We start from the raw sequence: 17341 nt of genomic DNA, 5'->3' as shown, positions 1-17341 counted from the left end.
GATGCCCACACCGCCAAAGCAATGATTGCGCCACCTGCAACAGGTCGCAAAGGCGCATAATGGATATAATTTTTGAACAGATTTTGCCAGAAATGCGCCATTTTGGAAAAAAGCAACGCCGTGAGTCCAAAGCAAATGCCTGCCACAATTGTCCACAAAAAGTTTTGCGGATTCATCGGCGGCACGGTTGGAATCGCGTAATGTGTGTGCGCTACTTGCCACGCATGGCACGCGTAATCGGCAATGACGGCGGCAAAAAACGCAGGCAGGATTGCCTCATAGCGCATCCTGCCCAAAATCAGGACTTCCAGCGCAAAGACTGCACCTGCCAACGGCGTACCAAAAACAGAGGCAAAACCTGCACTGATGCCCATGACTAAAAAAAGGCGACGGTCGCGGGCTTTCAATTTGAAAAAATGCGTGAATTGGTCAGCAATGGCGGCGCCCATTTGCACCGCCGTTCCTTCGCGCCCGGCAGAGCCGCCGAATAAATGCGTTGCAAGCGTCCCGAAAAGTACCAGTGGCGCCATTTTGAAAGGAATCACGCGGCGCGGTGTGTGAAACTCATCAATAATCAGGTTATTGCCGCTTGCCACATCCTGCCCGTAGTGGTAGTACAGCCAGCCAATCACAAAGCCGCCTACAGGCAGCAGTGCAATCACCCACAAATTACTTTCCCTCCAGTTAGTCGCCCAGTCTAACGCAACCAAAAAAAAAGCGGAAGCAGAACCCGCCAAAACGCCTACTAAGAGCGCAAAAAACAACCATTTGAGGGTATCTGACAAGAATGAAACTTGTTCTGTTTGCCTGATTTTCATTGGTACAAAGATAAGCCGCTGATAACTATGCTGCCTGCAACAAGTGTATTTCCACTTTAAAACGTAAACTTTGTGTAAACTTTGAGCGAATAGCTAACATTGACTACGTTCGAGAGTTAATAAAATAAATCAACCCGCGCTTTTATTTTTGAAAACCATTTTTCCATGAAAATAGGCATCGTTTGCTATCCGACTTTTGGCGGTAGTGGTGTGGTAGCTACCGAACTCGGCAATGCGTTGGCACAGCAGGATCACGAGATCCATTTCATTACCTATGACCAGCCTACGCGAATGGCGCTGTTCGATGAAAATATTTACTACCACAAAGTAGATATTCGCACCTATCCGCTGTTTGAGTATCCGCCTTATGAACTGGCGCTGGCAAGCAAAATGGTCAATGTTGCCAAGTTTGAGCAGTTGGATCTGTTGCATGTACACTACGCTATTCCACATGCTTCGGCAGCTTACATGGCACGCGAGATTCTCAAAACGCAAGGTATTTATGTGCCTTTCGTAACAACGCTGCACGGTACAGACATCACCTTAGTTGGTAAAGATGAAACCTACGCACCCGTCGTTACTTTCAGCATCAACCAGTCCGACGGTGTTACGGCTGTTTCGGAAAGCCTCCGCGCCGATACTTATGAGCACTTTCAGATCACCAAAGAAATTGAAGTCATTCCTAACTTTGTGGATCTGACGCGCTTCAAAAAGCAGCAGAAAGAACATTTCAAGAAGGCTATCTGCCCCAACGGGGAACACCTGCTTGTCCATACCTCGAACTTCCGAAAAGTAAAGCGGATTGATGATGCGATCAAGGTTTTCTGCCGCCTACGCCAGTACATTCCCGTAAAAATGCTGCTGATTGGCGACGGTCCCGAACGCCGCCGCATCGAACAACTCTGCCAAGACAACGGGCTGATGGACGATATTCGCTTTCTGGGCAAATTAGACGCGATCGAGGAAGTCCTTTCCGTTGCCGATCTTTTCCTGATGCCTTCCGAAAAAGAAAGTTTTGGATTGGCAGCACTTGAAGCAATGGCTTGCGAAGTTCCAGTCATCTCCAGCAACACAGGCGGCCTGCCGGAACTCAACATACACGGCGTTACAGGCTTTATGAGCAATGTAGGCGACATAGAAGACATGGTCAAAAATGCACTTGTGATTTTACAGAAAGATCAGTTGCCTACTTTCAAGGCCAATGCCCTGAAACGCGCAAAGGAGTTTGACGTAAACAAGATCCGACCAATTTACGAGGCTATGTACGAGCGCGTATTAGCATCGGCTACTGCACAAAAGCCCTCATAATTTGTCATGCTAAACATCCGCCCGTAAATTTGTGTTTTTGAAGATAAATGCTGAACAAACATGGACATGATAGAACTTCCGGTTCTTGGCAATACCCCTCCTGCGGAAACGCCTGTTCGCGCCCGCAAACCCGACTGGCTGCGTGTTAAACTGCCGATCGGACCCGAATATGCCAAAGTCCGCAAACTGGTAGATACCTATAAACTGCACACCATCTGCGAAAGCGGCAACTGCCCCAACATGGGCGAGTGCTGGGGCGCAGGTACGGCAACTTTTATGATTTTGGGCAATGTCTGCACGCGCAGTTGTACTTTCTGCGCCGTTGCTACAGGTCGCCCGAATGAATACGATACCGACGAACCGCGCCGCGTAGCTGAAGCTATCCAACTGATGGGTGTCAAACACGCCGTTATCACTTCGGTCAATCGCGACGAACTGAAAGATCGCGGTGCTGAAATCTGGTATCAAACCGTTCGTGCTGTGAAAGAACGAAGCCCCGAAACCACTATCGAAACACTTATCCCCGATGTAAAAGGCAACTGGGAGGCACTCTACCGCATGATTTCGGCCGGTCAGGAAGTTGTTTCACACAACATGGAAACTGTGAAGCGCCTTTATCGCCGCGTGCGTCCGCAAGCCAAATACGAGCGCAGCCTCGAGCAAATCCGCCTCACCAAAGCGTACGGCAAGCGCACCAAAAGCGGCGTGATGCTGGGCTTGGGCGAAACCGAGGATGAGGTTTTTGAAATCATGGATGACTTGCTAGCCAATGGTTTGGATGTGCTGACGCTGGGGCAATACCTACAGCCAACCAAAATGCACTTGGAGGTTGTAGAATACATTCACCCCGACAAATTTGCCATGTATAAAGAAGAGGGATTGAAGCGCGGTTTCAAATATGTAGAATCCGGCCCGCTGGTGCGCTCCTCCTACCATGCCGAACGCCACATCTGATTTTAAACATCCATCCCAAAATAAATAGCGCAATTTGTTCCACAATTCAAGTGTGCAACATAACTTTGCGCTCTCAAAATTGACAACAACAATGGCAGAGAAAAGCAAAGCCGGTATAGAAATTTTTGAAAGTCCGGAAGCATTACAAGAGCAACTCAGTAAGACTGAACAGTTTGCAAAAAACAATCGTCGGTTGGTTATTGGCATCGGTGTAGGCATCCTCGCCCTGATTGGCGGAGTAATCGGCTGGAAATATTACAGCGATCAGAATAATCTGAAGGCGCAAGTCGAGTTATTCCCTGCCGTTTTCTACATCGAGAAAGACTCCCTCAATAAAGCTATCAAAGGTGATAATAACAACACAACGATCGGTTTAGAGAAAATCGTTGATAAGTATGGCAGCACCAAAGCCGGCGATCAAGCCGCCTTCTATCTGGGCGTTGTTAAACTCAAAGAAGGTAAATACGATGAAGCCATTCAGTACTTACAAAAATTCGATGCTGACGATTGGCTTCTACAGGCACGCGCCTATAGCCTCATCGGCGATGCTTACATGGAGAAAAAAGATCTGGACAACGCGATCAAATACTACAAAAAGGCTTCCGAACACTATCCTAACGATGCCTTTACGCCTGCCTATCTGCTCAAACTCGGTTTGGCTTATGAGTTGAAAAAGGATTATGCCAACGCTACGATGGCTTACAGAACTATTTCAGACAAATATCCTGAAGCATCAGAACTGACAACGTCACAGAAGAAACTCGCCAAGGTCGAATACATGACCAACAACGCGAAATAATGATTATGTAACACGCCTTTTAAGGTGTATTTGCATAACAGCCGACAGACGCAAAAAGAGGCTGTCCAGAAAGGCTACATGTAGCACAGACCTAAGTCTGTAGCCGTCTGATTATCAAGTATTTCAACGATCACAGACTAAAGTCTATGTTACTTTTTGGACACCCTCTTTTTTATGTATCTTGACCTGCCCATTGCTCGATTTGTGTCCTCAATGTTGCTATCTCCTGCCGTACATCCAGATATTTCGCAAGAGCTTCCAAACGATTGAGCAGTTGTACTAAAAAGCGATGATGAGTAATACTTCCTCCTTGCAACGGGCGATGCTCAAGTCCTTTCTTGATCTGCTGCCATTGCTGTAAGAGGCTTTGCGTAGCCTTGTCGAAAAATGTAGCGGCAAATTTTTCAAAGATATAATTTACCGCTGCCGCAGAAGGATGGATCATGTCGTCGGCATAAAAGCGGTAGTCGCGCAGGTCGTCGAGCAGCAGTTCGTAAGCAGGAAAATAAGCTACCTGTGGAAATTTTTCGGTAATCCGGTGCGCTGCCAACCGCAATACCGACTTGCTGACAGCGTTAAGCGGGATCGTATCTTTGATGTGCCGCACAGGGCTAACCGTCAGCAATACCCGACAGCCATCGGGTAAGAAGCAATAGAATTTTTCAAATGCCGTAACAATTTCTTCTACCTGCAAAAGTCGTTTGTGGAAATTTTTTGCGGGTATTTTGTGGCAGTTGGCCACAGGGGTACCGTCTGCAAGCAGTTCGTAAATCCAAGCTGTGCCGAGTGTGATCATGAGCCATTGATCGCCGCGAGGCGTGCGGAGCAAAAAATCTGCCGTTTGCTGCATTTGCCGCCGTGCCACTTCCTGAATGGCCGCTGCGCTTTGCGCAAAATAGCGGCTATGCAGCCCATAGTGGAAAAATAGCCCTTCGCGCTCGACAGGCCCGGTACGCAACTCCTCGCCGCTTAAGGATTTCTCCAGTAGCTCCAACAAACTCAAAGGATTGAAGATTGTTCCGAAGGGATTGACCAGCGTCTCAAACTTATTTTCGACGAGCTTTTGCCCGACTTCATCAGCAAAACAAGAACCGACCAGCAGCAGACGGCTTTTGTGTGTAATAGTTTGTTCCGAAGGCGGAATAATAAAATCGGTGCGAAACTGCATAGTCTAATAGGCTGCGAATGCGGATGTTGCGAAACCAGACAACATCGCCGTGGTCTTGCAAGGCGATGTGCCATTTGCCAAAGCGGCATATCTTTGAACTTACTTTTTTTGTTTTTTGTAAAATTCCTCCTAATCGGGGTTACCCAACTGATATTCAACAACTTTAGTGCCGTTCAGCCAATGCTCTACCTTCCCCTTTTTCACGATCAGCATCACTTTTTTCCACTGTCCGGGCGGCTTAACCGTTTCTACTGTACACGAATGCAGGTCGTAGTTATCCCCTGCGCGGTGCGTCTTTATTTTCCCGTCGGGATGCCCCTCGTTGTCCAAAATCTGCATTTCCGGTCCGGACTGCCATACATGCTGTATTTCGTCATTTTACACTACATGAAAGAAAATACCGCTGTTGCTATTGACAGAAATTTTCCACTCTAAGTGCAGTTCGAAGTTTTCATATTGATTGCTGGTGATGAGGTCTCCTCCGCCGGCTTCCAAGAGCATAAACCCTTTCGGATTTTGCTTCCATTGCTCATTGATCACAGGGCTTTTGAAATTGCGCCAAGCATCCAACTTTGAAAGATTTTCCCGGCGTCTTTTTTTTGTGCGATGGCTGCCGTAGAAAAGCCCGGCAGCAGTAAGACAGCAAGTGTTCTCATATTGGAATAAGAGAGGTTTTGCTCAAAAATACATACAACGGAAAGGAAGTTAGATGTTTGGTCGGCGTATTTTTGCAGCCAATCAACAGGATAATCATGCTACACCGTCCCAGAAGAAACCGCAAATCAGAGCCTGTGCGCCGCATGGTGCAAGAAACCCGTGTAGAAGTAGATAACCTCATTTATCCAATCTTTCTCACAGCAGGCAACGGCGTACAAGCGCCTATTAAGTCCATGCCGGGCATTTTCCGCCTCTCACCCGATGAGGCGCTGCGCGAAATAGAAACCTGCCTTGCACTTGGACTGAAAGTTTTTGCACCTTTCCCACACATAGAAGACAGTCTGAAAGACAAATTTGCCTCAGAGAGTTGGCGCGAGGAAAACTTATACCTGCACAGCATCCGGCTCATCAAAGAGCGTTTCCCCGAAGCGGTGCTTGTTACCGATGTAGCAATGGATCCCTACAGCTCCGACGGGCATGATGGGCTGGTAGAAAACGGCGAAATTCTCAACGATCCTACGCTGGAGATCCTTGCCAAAATGGCAGTTGCACAAGCGCAAGCCGGCGCAGACATCCTCGGGCCTTCCGACATGATGGACGGGCGCGTGCAATTTATCCGAGAAGCGCTTGACGCTCGGCACTTTACCAGTGTTTCGATTATGAGCTATACAGCAAAATATGCCAGCGCATTCTACGGGCCTTTCCGCGATGCACTGGATTCTGCCCCGCGCTCAGGCGATAAGAAAACCTACCAGATGGATCCTGCAAACGCTCGCGAAGCACTACTGGAAGCGACATTAGACGCATCGGAAGGCGCTGATTTCCTGATGGTTAAACCTGCCTTGGCTTATCTGGATATTGTCCGACAACTCAAAGACAACTTCGATCTGCCAATTGCAGCCTACAACGTCAGCGGCGAGTATGCCATGATTAAAGCAGCAGCAGCCAACGGCTGGATAGACGGCGAACGCGCCATGAAGGAATGCTTGCTCAGCATCCGTCGGGCAGGCGCTACAGCTATCCTCACCTACTTTGCCAAAGAATTTGCTCAGATGCAGGCACGCACGAAATAGACATGGTATAACAGCATAAAAATTACTTGTTAAAAATGTTACGCTGTTTGCAACCTTCTGCCCGCAAACGGGGTCTTAATACTGAGCACAAACCTATTAAAATTCAAACTTACAACCTAACGCCTGCATCCCCGCCATCTGCGGGGATGTTTTGTATAGTCATATATTGCTTCGGCATCCAGATATACATTAATCCTAATTATGTAGTTTGTTAGAAGGTGTTGCCTTTGGCGACATCTTCTTTTTTTTGGCTGCTTTTTTGCAGTTGTTTTTGTGAAGATGACCAAAACTATTACATCTCCTTGCTCATGCTCAAATGCGTAGTCATAGACGACGATGAACAATCGCGCAAAATTCTGGAGCATTTCATCGGTCTGACCAGCTTTTTGGACTGTACCGCCGTTTTTTCTTCCGGAACAGCAGCGCTGAGCCATTTGTTACGGGTGCCTGTTGATGTAATGTATGTTGATATTGACATGCCCGGACTGTCGGGTATTGAATTGGTAAAAGCTCTCCCGCAGCCCCCTGTTACTATTTTTACTACCTCCTACACCAATTTTGCACTGGATGCCTTTGAACTTGATGCTATTGACTATTTGGTCAAACCAATTGATTTTGCGCGTTTTACGAAATCTGCTGCCAAGATTTCCGAGCGTATCCGCAGCAAAGTACCCGCAGAATTACCGGAAGGCGAAGATTTTTTCATTAAAGTCAACAATAAAATGGTGCGCCTTTCCGCCTCAGACATCTGGTTCATTGAAGGGCTTTCGGACTATGTGCTGATCCATACCGAGCAGCGGCAATATGTGGTAGATACTACCCTTAAATCTATCGAAGATAAACTGCCCGACGAACGATTTATACGCGTACATCGCTCCTACATCGTCAATATCAGTCGCATCGAAAGCATAGAAGACAACCAAATCATTATCAAGGGCAAGGAGATCCCGATCAGCCGCACCTACCAACAAGACTTTTTTCGCAAGATCAGGAAGTTGTAAGCGCTTGTATTATATTACAAGCCGATTCGCTTTATTTGTGTTAGTCAGGCGAAGACACAAACAACCTCTTTCACATGAAAGCAACTCTGTACGGCATCTTTTGTGGATTTTTACTGCTGGTTTCCTGCCGCAATGAACACATACAAAAACCTGAAAATCCGCTGTTTACAGCATTAGAAGCTGCTCAGACAGGCATCAGCTTTGCCAATACGCTGACTGATACCGACAAAATCAACATTTTAGATTACCTCTACTACTACAACGGCGGAGGCGTAGCGGCTGCCGATTTTAACTTAGACGGTAAAATTGATCTGTTTTTCACAGGCAATCAGGTAAAAAACCGACTGTATGTCAATAAAGGCAACTTTCTGTTTGAGGACATTACCGAAAAAGCAGGCGTAGGCGGCTATGCAGACTGGAAAACGGGCGTAACCATTGCCGATGTGAACGCCGACGGCTACCCTGATATTTACGTTTGCGCCGTTGGTAACTACAAAGGCTTGGAAGGCGCTAACGAACTCTACATCAACAACGGCGATCTGACGTTTACCGAAAAAGCCGCTGACTACGGGCTGGATTTTACAGGATTTTCCACGCAGGCAGTCTTTTTTGACTACGACAAAGACGGCGATTTGGATTGCTACCTGCTTAACCATGCCGTGCATACCTCGCGCTCTTACGACCGCGTAACTGCCCGCAACCTGCGCAATAACGAATCAGGGGACTACCTGTTCCGCAATGAAACCATTCCTGCCAAAGATTTGAAAGGGCAAAAGCCTGCCAAAATATTCACTAATGTTTCCGAACAGGCGGGCATTTTCGGCGCGGCAATGGGCTATGGACTGGGTGTCATCGTGGCCGACCTGAACAACGACGGCTGGGACGACCTCTACATCGGCAACGACTTCCACGAAGACGACTACTACTATATCAACAACCGCAACGGTACATTCACTGAAAGCCTCAAAAGCGCATTCGGGCATATCAGCCGCTTTACGATGGGCTGCGATGCGGCCGACCTGAACAACGACGGCTATATAGACCTCATGTCGCTTGATATGTACCCCGAAGACGAAACGGTAGAAAAATCATCCGTCGGCGAAGATCCTTTTGATATTTATCAATTCAAGTTAGCCTATGGCTTTGCTTATCAGTTCAGCCGCAACTGTTTGCAACTCAATCTGGGCGGGAAAAAGTTTGCAGAAATTGCTTCGCTGGCAGGAGTTTCAGCTACCGACTGGAGTTGGAGCACCCTGCTGGCCGACTACGACAACGACGGGCGCAAGGATATTTTTGTTACCAATGGCATCCCGCGCCGACCCAACAATCTGGACTATATCAACTTTCTGGCAAATGACTCGCTGCGGAAAGCAATTGGCAATCCGAAAGAAATTGACCGCCAGTCTATTGAACTAATGCCCGAAGGCAAAACCCGCAACTATATTTTCAAAGGCGAAAAAGACTACCGTTTCAGCGACCGCTCGGCAGATTGGGGATTTCAGGAGGCGGATTTCAGCAACGGCGCAGTCTATGTGGACTTAGACAACGACGGGGATCTGGATTTAGTAACCAATCGCATCAACCAAGCCGCAGGCGTTTACCGCAACAATGCCGAGAAAAACAATCCGAATAACTGGCTTTCTGTAGCCTTCAAAGGCGATTCGTTGAATCGCTTTGGTATCGGTGCGAAAGTTTTCGCAAAGGCAAACGGACAAACGCAAATGCAGCAACTCACACTTACGCGTGGCTTCCTTTCGGCAGTTGCCCCTGTGTTGCATTTTGGGCTGGGAGATGCGTCAATTATTGATTCACTGGTAGTTATATGGCCTGACTTCAGGACGGAAATCAAAACAAAAGTAGCTGCCAATCAAGCGCTTACGCTCAATATTGCCGATGCGCAGTTGCAACAACCTCCCACATTGCTGCCTTTGTTCCCTCCGCAGGAAGCTCCTCTTTTTACCTTAGTCAATGTACCCATAGACTGGCAACATCGGGAAAACACTTTCTTCGATTTCAACCGCGAGCCGCTGATTCCCTTCAAGGTTTCGACTGAAGGCCCCAAGATTGCCGTCGGCGATATTAACGGCGACGGGCTGGAAGACCTCTACCTCTGCGGAGCCAAATACCAAAGCGGGGCTATTTACGTGCAGACAGCAAACGGTTTCAGTTCTTTGCAAGTACCTGATATTGTGGCTGATTCTATCTACGAAGATGTTGCTGCGCTGTTCTTTGATGCTGACGGCGACGGAGATCAGGATTTGTACGTAGTCAGTGGTGGTAATGAATTTTTCGGACAGATGGAAGAGCAGTACGATCGCTTGTATCGCAACGATGGCAAGGGCAACTTCACACGCGACAGGCAGGCGCTTCCTCCGATGCCCGATAACAAAAGCTGTGTGCGGGTAGCCGACTTCGATAGCGACGGCGATCCGGATCTGTTTGTGGGCGGTCGCGTAATTGCTAATGCTTATGGACGTATCCCGCGTTCCTATCTCCTCCAAAACGACGGCAAAGGTAACTTCAAGGATGTAGCAGGCACTGTTGCTACAGGGCTGGCAGATCTGGGCATGGTTACCGATGCACGCTGGACAGATCTTAACGGCGACAGGCAGCCTGATCTGGTAGTAGTTGGCGACTGGATGTCTCCTACCGTTTTTCTCAATCAGAAGGGCAAACTGACCATCGCACAGGACAATGGTTTACAAAACCTCAATGGTTTTTGGCAAACTGTTGCCAATGCAGACTTAGACGGCGACGGGGACATGGATTTGCTGGTGGGCAATATCGGACTAAACACCAAGCTCATCAAAGACCCCAATCCGTTGCTGCAAATCTTTGTAAAAGACTTTGACAAAAACGGTAAAGACGAACAAATTATCGCTTACAATCGGGGCAAGAAGTTGTATCCCATTGCTTTTAAAGATGAATTAGGCAAGCAAATTCCGTCAATCATCAATAAAAAATTCACCTCCTATGCCCAGTATGCAGGCAAAACGCTGGGAGAGATCTTAGACGAAAAATTTTTGCAGGATGCTACCCGAAAGTCTGTCAATACTTTTACATCTATGTGGCTGCGCAACGATGGCAAGGGCAATTTCACTCCAATTCCACTACCTGCCGAAGCGCAAATGAGCAAAATCTTCGTGTTTCATGTAGCCGATGTCAACCGCGATAATCTTCCCGATATTCTTATTGGCGGCAATCTTTACGGTGTAAGCACCTATCAGGGGCGCTACGATGCCTTCTGCGGGCTGGTACTGCTCAACGAGGGCAGCGGCAACTGGCGCAGTCTGCTACCGCATCAATCGGGGTGGCTGACCGAAGGCGAGGTGCGCGACATCAGACCTATCACCATTGGCGAGGCACAGCGCTGGTTAGTAGCAAGGAACAACGAAGCACTGTTGATGCTGCGGTAAGAAATCTTTTTTTGCTATTTTGCCACATCTAAACCAACTCTTTAATCATGCGCAAAATAGAGCGACTCTTGGTGGCAAACCGTGGCGAAATTGCTATACGTATCCTACGAGCTGCTTCCGAATTACATATTAACACCCTTGCGGTTTATACCTATGAAGATCGTTATTCGCTGCACCGCTACAAGGCGGACGAAACCTACCAGATCGGTGCAAACGATGATCCGTTAAAGCCCTACTTAGACATCGAGGGGCTGATTACGCTTGCCAAAGCCAAAAATGTGGATGCGATTCACCCCGGCTATGGCTTTCTGTCGGAAAACGTGCAATTTGCCCGCCGCTGCGAGGAGGAAGGCATTATCTTCATCGGGCCGCGTTCGGAAGTAATGGCGCAATTGGGCGACAAGATGGCTGCCAAAAAAATTGCCCTTGCTGCCAATGTGCCGATGATTGAAGACAGCAAAGCCGACCTGACGAGCTATGAAACCGCGCTTGCAGAAGCCCGCCGCATCGGTTTTCCGGTGATGCTGAAAGCCGCTGCCGGCGGTGGCGGCAGAGGGATGCGCGTCATCCGCAACGAAGCCGATTTGGAACGCCTCTACAACGAAGCCCGCAACGAAGCCGCCAATGCCTTTGGCGATGATACAGTTTTTATTGAAAAATTTATTGACGAGCCTAAGCACATTGAAGTCCAGATTATGGGCGATAATTTCGGCAACATCGTCCATCTATACGAGCGCGATTGTTCGGTTCAGCGTCGCTTTCAAAAGGTAGTAGAAGTTGCGCCGAGCATCGGGCTTGCCGATCAAACGCGGCAAAAACTCTACGAGTACGCGCTTAACATCGCCCGTGCCGTGAACTACAACAACATCGGAACGGTGGAGTTTCTGGTAGATAAAAACCAACACATCTACTTTATTGAGGTCAATCCCCGCGTGCAGGTAGAGCATACCATCACCGAAGAAATCACAGGCATTGACATTGTGCGCTCTCAAATCCTGATCGCGCAGGGTTACGCCCTTTCCGACAAGCAAATTTTCATTCGTAGTCAAGAAGATGTGCAAATCAATGGTTTTGCCGTCCAGTGCCGCATCACGACCGAAGATCCCGAAAACGGTTTCAAACCTGATTACGGAACTATCATCGCCTATCGGAATGCAGGCGGCTTTGGCATCCGCACCGATGAGGGCAGCTCTTACCCGGGCGTGCGCATTTCGCCTTTCTTTGATTCTATGCTGGTCAAAGTTACCGCCAAGGGACGTACACTCTGGGGCGCTTGCGACCGCTTGCACCGCGCCCTGCGCGAATTTCGGATTCGCGGCGTAAAAACCAACATCGGCTTTTTGCTCAATGTGATCTCACATCCTGAATTTATCAAAGGCAAAGCAACCGTTCAGTTTATTGAACAAAATCCCGACTTGTTCAAATTACCGCGCCGTTTGGACAGAGGCACGCGCCTGTTGAATTATTTGGCAGATGTAATTGTAAACGGCAACCCCGACGTGCGCGGCAGCAAGCCCGAAAAAACTTTCCGCATACCCAAAGTGCCTCCCTGCAACCGCTTCGGCGAGTTTCCGCAGGGCAGCCGCGACCGCCTCAAAGCAATGGGGCGCGAAAAATTTATTGACTGGCTCAAACAGGAAAAGGCAGTGCAATTTACCGATACCACCTTCCGCGACGCACACCAGTCGCTGCTGGCAACACGGGTACGCACGATAGATATGCTCCGTGTGGCAGAAAGCTACGCTCGCAATGTGCCGCAGGTGTTTTCAGTGGAAATGTGGGGGGGCGCAACTTTTGACGTAGCCATGCGCTTCCTCAAAGAATGCCCTTGGGAGCGCCTCCGCCGCATGAGGCAGGCAATGCCCAATGTCCTGTTCCAGATGTTGCTGCGCGGCGCAAATGCCGTTGGCTACAAGTCCTATCCGCCCAATCTGGTGGAAAAATTTGTGGAACGCGCCGCCGCCAATGGGATTGATGTTTTCCGCATTTTTGATTCGCTGAATTGGGTAGAAGCCATGAAAACCAGCATTCGCGCCGTATTAGAGCGCACCGATGCACTGGTGGAGGGTTCTATTTGCTATACGGGCGAAATTATGAACCCAAATAGTAAATACAATCTGCAATACTACCTCGATTTGGCGCGGCAACTGGAAGATTTAGGCATCCACCTACTGGCGATTAAGGATATGTCCGGCTTGCTGAAACCTTACAGCGCCGAACGGCTGATTACCGAATTGAAAAAAGCCGTTTCCGTGCCGATTCACCTCCATACCCACGACACGGCAGGTATTCAGTCCGCAACGCTGCTCAAAGCCATTGACGCAGGAGTTGATGTCATTGACGTTGCGATCGCCTCTATGTCGGGGCTGACGGCGCAGCCCAATTTCAACTCATTGGTAGCGGCGCTGGAATACCACGAGCGCAAACAAGACTTTGATTTACACAAGCTCAATGCCTTTGCCTCTTACTGGGAAGACGTGCGCGAATATTATTTCCCCTTTGAATCTGATTTGAAGGCAGGCACTGCCGAGGTGTACGACAACGAAATCCCCGGCGGGCAGTATTCCAACCTGCGCCCACAGGCAATTTCGCTGGGTCTGGGCGATAAATTTGAACAAATCAAGAAAAATTATGCCGTAGCAAACCGCTTGCTGGGTGATATTGTCAAGGTAACGCCAAGCTCCAAAGTTGTGGGTGATTTGGCACTGTTCCTGACTGCCAACCACCTGACCGAGGCGGACGTGTGGCAGCGCGGGCATGAGCTGGCTTTCCCCGAGTCGGTGAAAGACTTGCTGCGCGGCGATATGGGTCGCCCGCCGGAGGGTTTCCCTGCCGAAATAGTGCGCCTCGTACTCAAAGGCGAGCAACCCGACTACGGCGTGCCGGGCTATAACCTGCCCGCCATTGATTTTGCCGCCGAAAAAGCCGATTTTGAGAAAAAATTCTCCGGCAAAAGCTACCCGACCGAGTCGGAAGAGGATGATTTGCTCTCCTACCTGCTCTATCCGAAAGTTTATGAGGAGTACAGCGAAAGCCGCAACCGCTACGGCGACCTTTCCGTGCTGCCTTCGCCGCAGTTTTTCTACGGCATGAAAGAAGGCGAGGAAGTCCTTATAGAGTTGAGCGAGGGCAAATCGGTTATGGTGCGGCTGCTGGCAGTGTTCAAGCCTGATGAAAACGGGATGCGGACGGTATCCTTTGAACTGAACGGGCAAACCCGCCGCCTGCAAGTACGCGACCGCAGTTTTCAAGTTACCAAAGTAGCCAACCGCAAAGCGCAGGAGGCAGGCGAAATTGGCGCACCGCTGCAAGGCAGGCTGTCCAAAATCATGGTGGCGGCAGGCGACCGCGTGGCAGTCAATGACCCGCTGTTTGTCATAGAAGCCATGAAAATGGAAAGCACGATTACTGCCCCGCACGAAGGTGTAGTTAAGCAGATATTTTTGCCCGCAGGCAGCATGGTAGAGCAAGAGGACGCAATTATTTGGATAGCATGAGCAACCTTTCGCAACGGATTGCTGTCTGTGTAAGTACCTGATAAATCCAAACTGTTATGAAACCCTTATTGAAATATGCGGTAGGTGTACTTTTGGCAGCAACATCCTTTGCCGGCTATGCACAGACCATTCATGAAGACAGCATAAGAAATGCCACGCGGCAAAGAGATAGCATCCGAAGACTACAAGAGCCTATATTTGGGAATATGTCAACCAATGGCAGACGCAGCAGCGGCAACATAAATCGCGCCAATCGCGTGGGCGACAATCATGTAGCAAAAATTGGCTTCGGAGCATTGGTCGGTATGCCTATGGGCGAATTTGAGAAAGTAGCAGGCGATATTACTCCTTGGGGCTATGGTATCAACGCAGCGTTCCGCGTGGGTCGCAACGCTCCGTTTTTTGCAGGTTTTGATTTTGGCTATATGGGCATGGGGCGCAATGTTGATGCCTTTACAAGTTTTGCAGGCAATACCAGCCGTATTGTCCGCCGCAACAGAATTATCACAGGTCATGCCTTACTGCGCCTGCAACCGCGCATCGGTGGCCCGATTCGTCCGTATGTTGATGGTATGCTTGGTCTGAAATATTTCCGCACCGCTACTGAAATTGAAAATAATAACAACAATAACTGGTGGGGAAACAACAACAATAGTAATAACCGCAATATTGTTACTGTGCCTAACCATGAGGACGTTGCGCTCAGCTATGGCGGCGGTATTGGTATCAATATTGTCTTGGGTGAAAATGTGTGGTTAGACCTGCGGACGGTTTACCTGCCCGGAACGGTTGCTTCCTATGTCAAGCGCGGCGATGTTTATCCCGATCCGAACGACCCGGCGCGTACCATTGTCATCAAGTCGCGCTCAGCAACTGACATGCTCAACCACCAGATTGGTCTCACATTCAGTTTTTAGTACCTGATACTTTTTGGAAAGCATAAAGAGGCGGATGACACAAATGTTGGCGATTACGCTGTGTCTTCTCCCCTTTATCCTTTCATCGAGGAAATTTTGTCTAAGGAAACAGTACCAAAACGGCGATAGACCTGATAAGCAATAGCAAGCGCGAGCGCCGACTCAGCAGCCGCAATAGCGATAATGAACAGTGCAAAAATCTGTCCTTCAGTTGCTTGCGTCTCGGTAGAGTAAACAGCGATCAGGTTGATATTAGCTGCATTTAACATCAACTCCAGCCCCATCAGTACACCAATAATGTTGCGTTTGGTAATTGCAACTGCCATTCCTATACAGAAAATCAGCGCAGAGAGCATCCAATAATGCAGCGGGGTAATAGTTTGCCACATAAATCCAAACAAATCATTAAACGTTCTGCAAATGTAAGGCGGTGTTCGCTGCAATACGCCCTCAAGATGTCATAGGGGCATAAAAAAATGAAACTCCCGAAGATCAGGAGTCCCATTCCACTTTAATAAACTAAACTAACAAACAAACTTCAAATCAATAACACACAAAGTTATTATTTGGTTTTTGTTTCTTTCATTTTTTCGTAATTTTTTAAGTCGGCGAATTTAAAGCGCTTTCATTTGCTCAAAAGCCTCTGCTACACTAGCTACAGGGCGCTTACAGGTCTGATGCTGACAAACAAAAATTTTTGTTTGTCCGGAAAAAAATCGGTTTTCCAACAAAGGAAGCGTGCTTTCTTCGGCACTAAAGGCTACGACTTTGTGCGGGAAGTAAGCCTGAGCATGCAAGTCGCGGGCAAATGTGGCAGCCTGCTCTCCGGTGATCGCTACTTCGACAGGTGGCACAACATATTGCAAAAACAGCGTAGCCCAGTTAGCCATATACTGCACATCTTTTTGCAGCAAAGGCACAACGGAAAGTAACATCCGCTGCGCCTTTTGCGCATAGTCCGCCCGATTGGGCAACAATAGCGACAGGGCAAAGAAGTTATGCGCCATGATTGAATTAGAAGCAGGAATTACATTGTCGAACAACTCTTTTTTGCGGGCAATTAGTGCGGTTGCCTGTTCTTTGTCCACAAAAAATAGCATCTCGCCGGTATCGTCGGTAAATTTTGCCAGCACATGATCGGTCAGTTGCTCGGCGCGGTGCAGCCAGTGCGCATCTCCTCCGACCTGATAGAGCGCCAAATAGCCCTGAATAACAGCCGCATAATCTTCCAGATAGGCAGGAATATCAGCCTTTCCATTCTTGTAATTGCGGAAAAGTTGATTGCCGCTTGTCATTTTCGTATCAATAAATCGGGCTGTAGCAGTAGCTTGCTGTAGATATTCGCTATTGCCTGTGGCTGCATAGGCATCTGCCAAGCCTTTGATCATCAGTCCGTTCCATCCTGAAAGAACCTTGTCGTCCAATCCTGGACGGATGCGCGAACTGCGTGCTTCCAGCAGCAAGCGCTTCCATCGCAGGACTTTCTCCTGCAAAATTTCATTGTTTAGCCCGTGGATTCGGCAAAATTCCTCATCGCCGACGGGGCAATTCAGAATGTTGTAGCCGTGCTCCCAGTTGCCGTCGGGATAGCAGTCGTAGTAGTCTTTGCAAAGGCGCGCCTCATCGGGCGGAAGTCCTGCCTGTTGGAAGGCTGTATCCAACTCGCGTTCTGTCCAGACGTAGAAACGCCCTTCTATACCTTCGCTGTCTGCATCCAGCGCGGAATAGAAACC

Annotated in this window: 12 protein-coding genes and 1 pseudogene; 8 read left to right on the top strand and 5 right to left on the bottom strand. The window is 48.7% G+C overall.

Annotation, left to right across the window (positions count from 1 at the left end; translation table 11 throughout):
- A partial coding sequence (locus tag ACWIP2_RS14840) for a chloride channel protein (RefSeq protein ID WP_448520722.1) occupies positions 1-818 on the bottom strand: 818 nt, incomplete at its 3' end.
- 165 nt (positions 819-983) lie between these two features.
- On the opposite strand from ACWIP2_RS14840, the gene bshA reads away from it, so the two are divergent.
- The 3 genes from bshA to ACWIP2_RS14825 all read left to right on the top strand — a co-directional run bounded on the left by bshA (position 984) and on the right by ACWIP2_RS14825 (position 3879).
- Positions 984-2126, top strand: coding sequence for an N-acetyl-alpha-D-glucosaminyl L-malate synthase BshA (gene bshA / locus ACWIP2_RS14835; protein WP_448520721.1), 1143 nt, complete (start codon positions 984-986; stop codon positions 2124-2126).
- 66 nt (positions 2127-2192) lie between these two features.
- A complete protein-coding gene (gene lipA / locus ACWIP2_RS14830) occupies positions 2193-3080 on the top strand; it encodes a lipoyl synthase (protein WP_448520720.1) in 888 nt (295 codons plus the stop codon).
- Positions 3081-3171: 91 nt separating this feature from the next.
- On the top strand, positions 3172-3879 hold the full coding sequence (locus tag ACWIP2_RS14825) for a YfgM family protein (protein WP_448520719.1): 708 nt from the start codon (positions 3172-3174) through the stop codon (positions 3877-3879).
- Positions 3880-4051: 172 nt separating this feature from the next.
- Here the strand turns inward: ACWIP2_RS14825 and ACWIP2_RS14820 are convergent, their stop codons facing one another.
- Positions 4052-5047: a GSCFA domain-containing protein gene (locus ACWIP2_RS14820; RefSeq protein ID WP_448520718.1), complete on the bottom strand. Its 996-nt coding sequence runs from the start codon at positions 5045-5047 to the stop codon at positions 4052-4054.
- Between the two features lie 129 nt (positions 5048-5176).
- Positions 5177-5617, bottom strand: a pseudogene (locus tag ACWIP2_RS14815) (3-keto-disaccharide hydrolase).
- A gap of 182 nt (positions 5618-5799) precedes the next feature.
- Between ACWIP2_RS14815 and hemB the strand changes: the two are divergent.
- The 5 genes from hemB (at position 5800) to ACWIP2_RS14790 (ending at position 15608) form a co-directional block, all read left to right on the top strand.
- Positions 5800-6777 (top strand): porphobilinogen synthase, encoded by a 978-nt coding sequence (gene hemB, locus ACWIP2_RS14810; protein WP_448520717.1) that lies wholly within the window; start codon positions 5800-5802, stop codon positions 6775-6777.
- Between the two features lie 308 nt (positions 6778-7085).
- Positions 7086-7778, top strand: coding sequence for a LytR/AlgR family response regulator transcription factor (locus tag ACWIP2_RS14805; protein ID WP_448520716.1), 693 nt, complete (start codon positions 7086-7088; stop codon positions 7776-7778).
- A gap of 74 nt (positions 7779-7852) precedes the next feature.
- A complete protein-coding gene (locus ACWIP2_RS14800; RefSeq protein ID WP_448520715.1) occupies positions 7853-11194 on the top strand; it encodes a VCBS repeat-containing protein in 3342 nt (1113 codons plus the stop codon).
- A 47-nt stretch (positions 11195-11241) separates the two neighbouring features.
- A complete protein-coding gene (locus tag ACWIP2_RS14795) occupies positions 11242-14691 on the top strand; it encodes a pyruvate carboxylase (protein WP_448520714.1) in 3450 nt (1149 codons plus the stop codon).
- Positions 14692-14747: 56 nt separating this feature from the next.
- Positions 14748-15608 carry a hypothetical protein gene (locus ACWIP2_RS14790; RefSeq protein WP_448520713.1) on the top strand — a complete coding sequence of 287 codons (861 nt, stop codon included), beginning with the start codon at positions 14748-14750 and terminating at the stop codon, positions 15606-15608.
- 74 nt (positions 15609-15682) lie between these two features.
- Here ACWIP2_RS14790 and nuoK read toward each other — a convergent pair whose 3' ends face one another.
- Both nuoK and ACWIP2_RS14780 read right to left on the bottom strand, forming a co-directional pair.
- Positions 15683-15997 carry an NADH-quinone oxidoreductase subunit NuoK gene (gene nuoK, locus ACWIP2_RS14785; protein WP_448520712.1) on the bottom strand — a complete coding sequence of 105 codons (315 nt, stop codon included), beginning with the start codon at positions 15995-15997 and terminating at the stop codon, positions 15683-15685.
- A gap of 225 nt (positions 15998-16222) precedes the next feature.
- The coding region (locus tag ACWIP2_RS14780; protein ID WP_448520711.1) for a thioredoxin domain-containing protein at positions 16223-17341 on the bottom strand (1119 nt) is incomplete at its 5' end.

It is taken from the genome of Rhodoflexus sp. (assembly GCF_053489755.1).
This window is presented reverse-complemented; position numbering and strand designations above follow the sequence as displayed.

Excerpts from the sequence above, each read along its gene's own strand:
- bshA (WP_448520721.1), top strand. The coding sequence starts at position 984 with ATGAAAATAGGCATCGTTTGCTATCCGACTTTTGGCGGTAGTGGTGTG.
- lipA (WP_448520720.1), top strand. The coding sequence starts at position 2,193 with ATGATAGAACTTCCGGTTCTTGGCAATACCCCTCCTGCGGAAACGCCT.
- ACWIP2_RS14825 (WP_448520719.1), top strand. The coding sequence starts at position 3,172 with ATGGCAGAGAAAAGCAAAGCCGGTATAGAAATTTTTGAAAGTCCGGAA.
- ACWIP2_RS14820 (WP_448520718.1), bottom strand. The coding sequence starts at position 5,047 with ATGCAGTTTCGCACCGATTTTATTATTCCGCCTTCGGAACAAACTATT.
- hemB (WP_448520717.1), top strand. The coding sequence starts at position 5,800 with ATGCTACACCGTCCCAGAAGAAACCGCAAATCAGAGCCTGTGCGCCGC.
- ACWIP2_RS14805 (WP_448520716.1), top strand. The coding sequence starts at position 7,086 with ATGCTCAAATGCGTAGTCATAGACGACGATGAACAATCGCGCAAAATT.
- ACWIP2_RS14800 (WP_448520715.1), top strand. The coding sequence starts at position 7,853 with ATGAAAGCAACTCTGTACGGCATCTTTTGTGGATTTTTACTGCTGGTT.
- ACWIP2_RS14795 (WP_448520714.1), top strand. The coding sequence starts at position 11,242 with ATGCGCAAAATAGAGCGACTCTTGGTGGCAAACCGTGGCGAAATTGCT.
- ACWIP2_RS14790 (WP_448520713.1), top strand. The coding sequence starts at position 14,748 with ATGAAACCCTTATTGAAATATGCGGTAGGTGTACTTTTGGCAGCAACA.
- nuoK (WP_448520712.1), bottom strand. The coding sequence starts at position 15,997 with ATGTGGCAAACTATTACCCCGCTGCATTATTGGATGCTCTCTGCGCTG.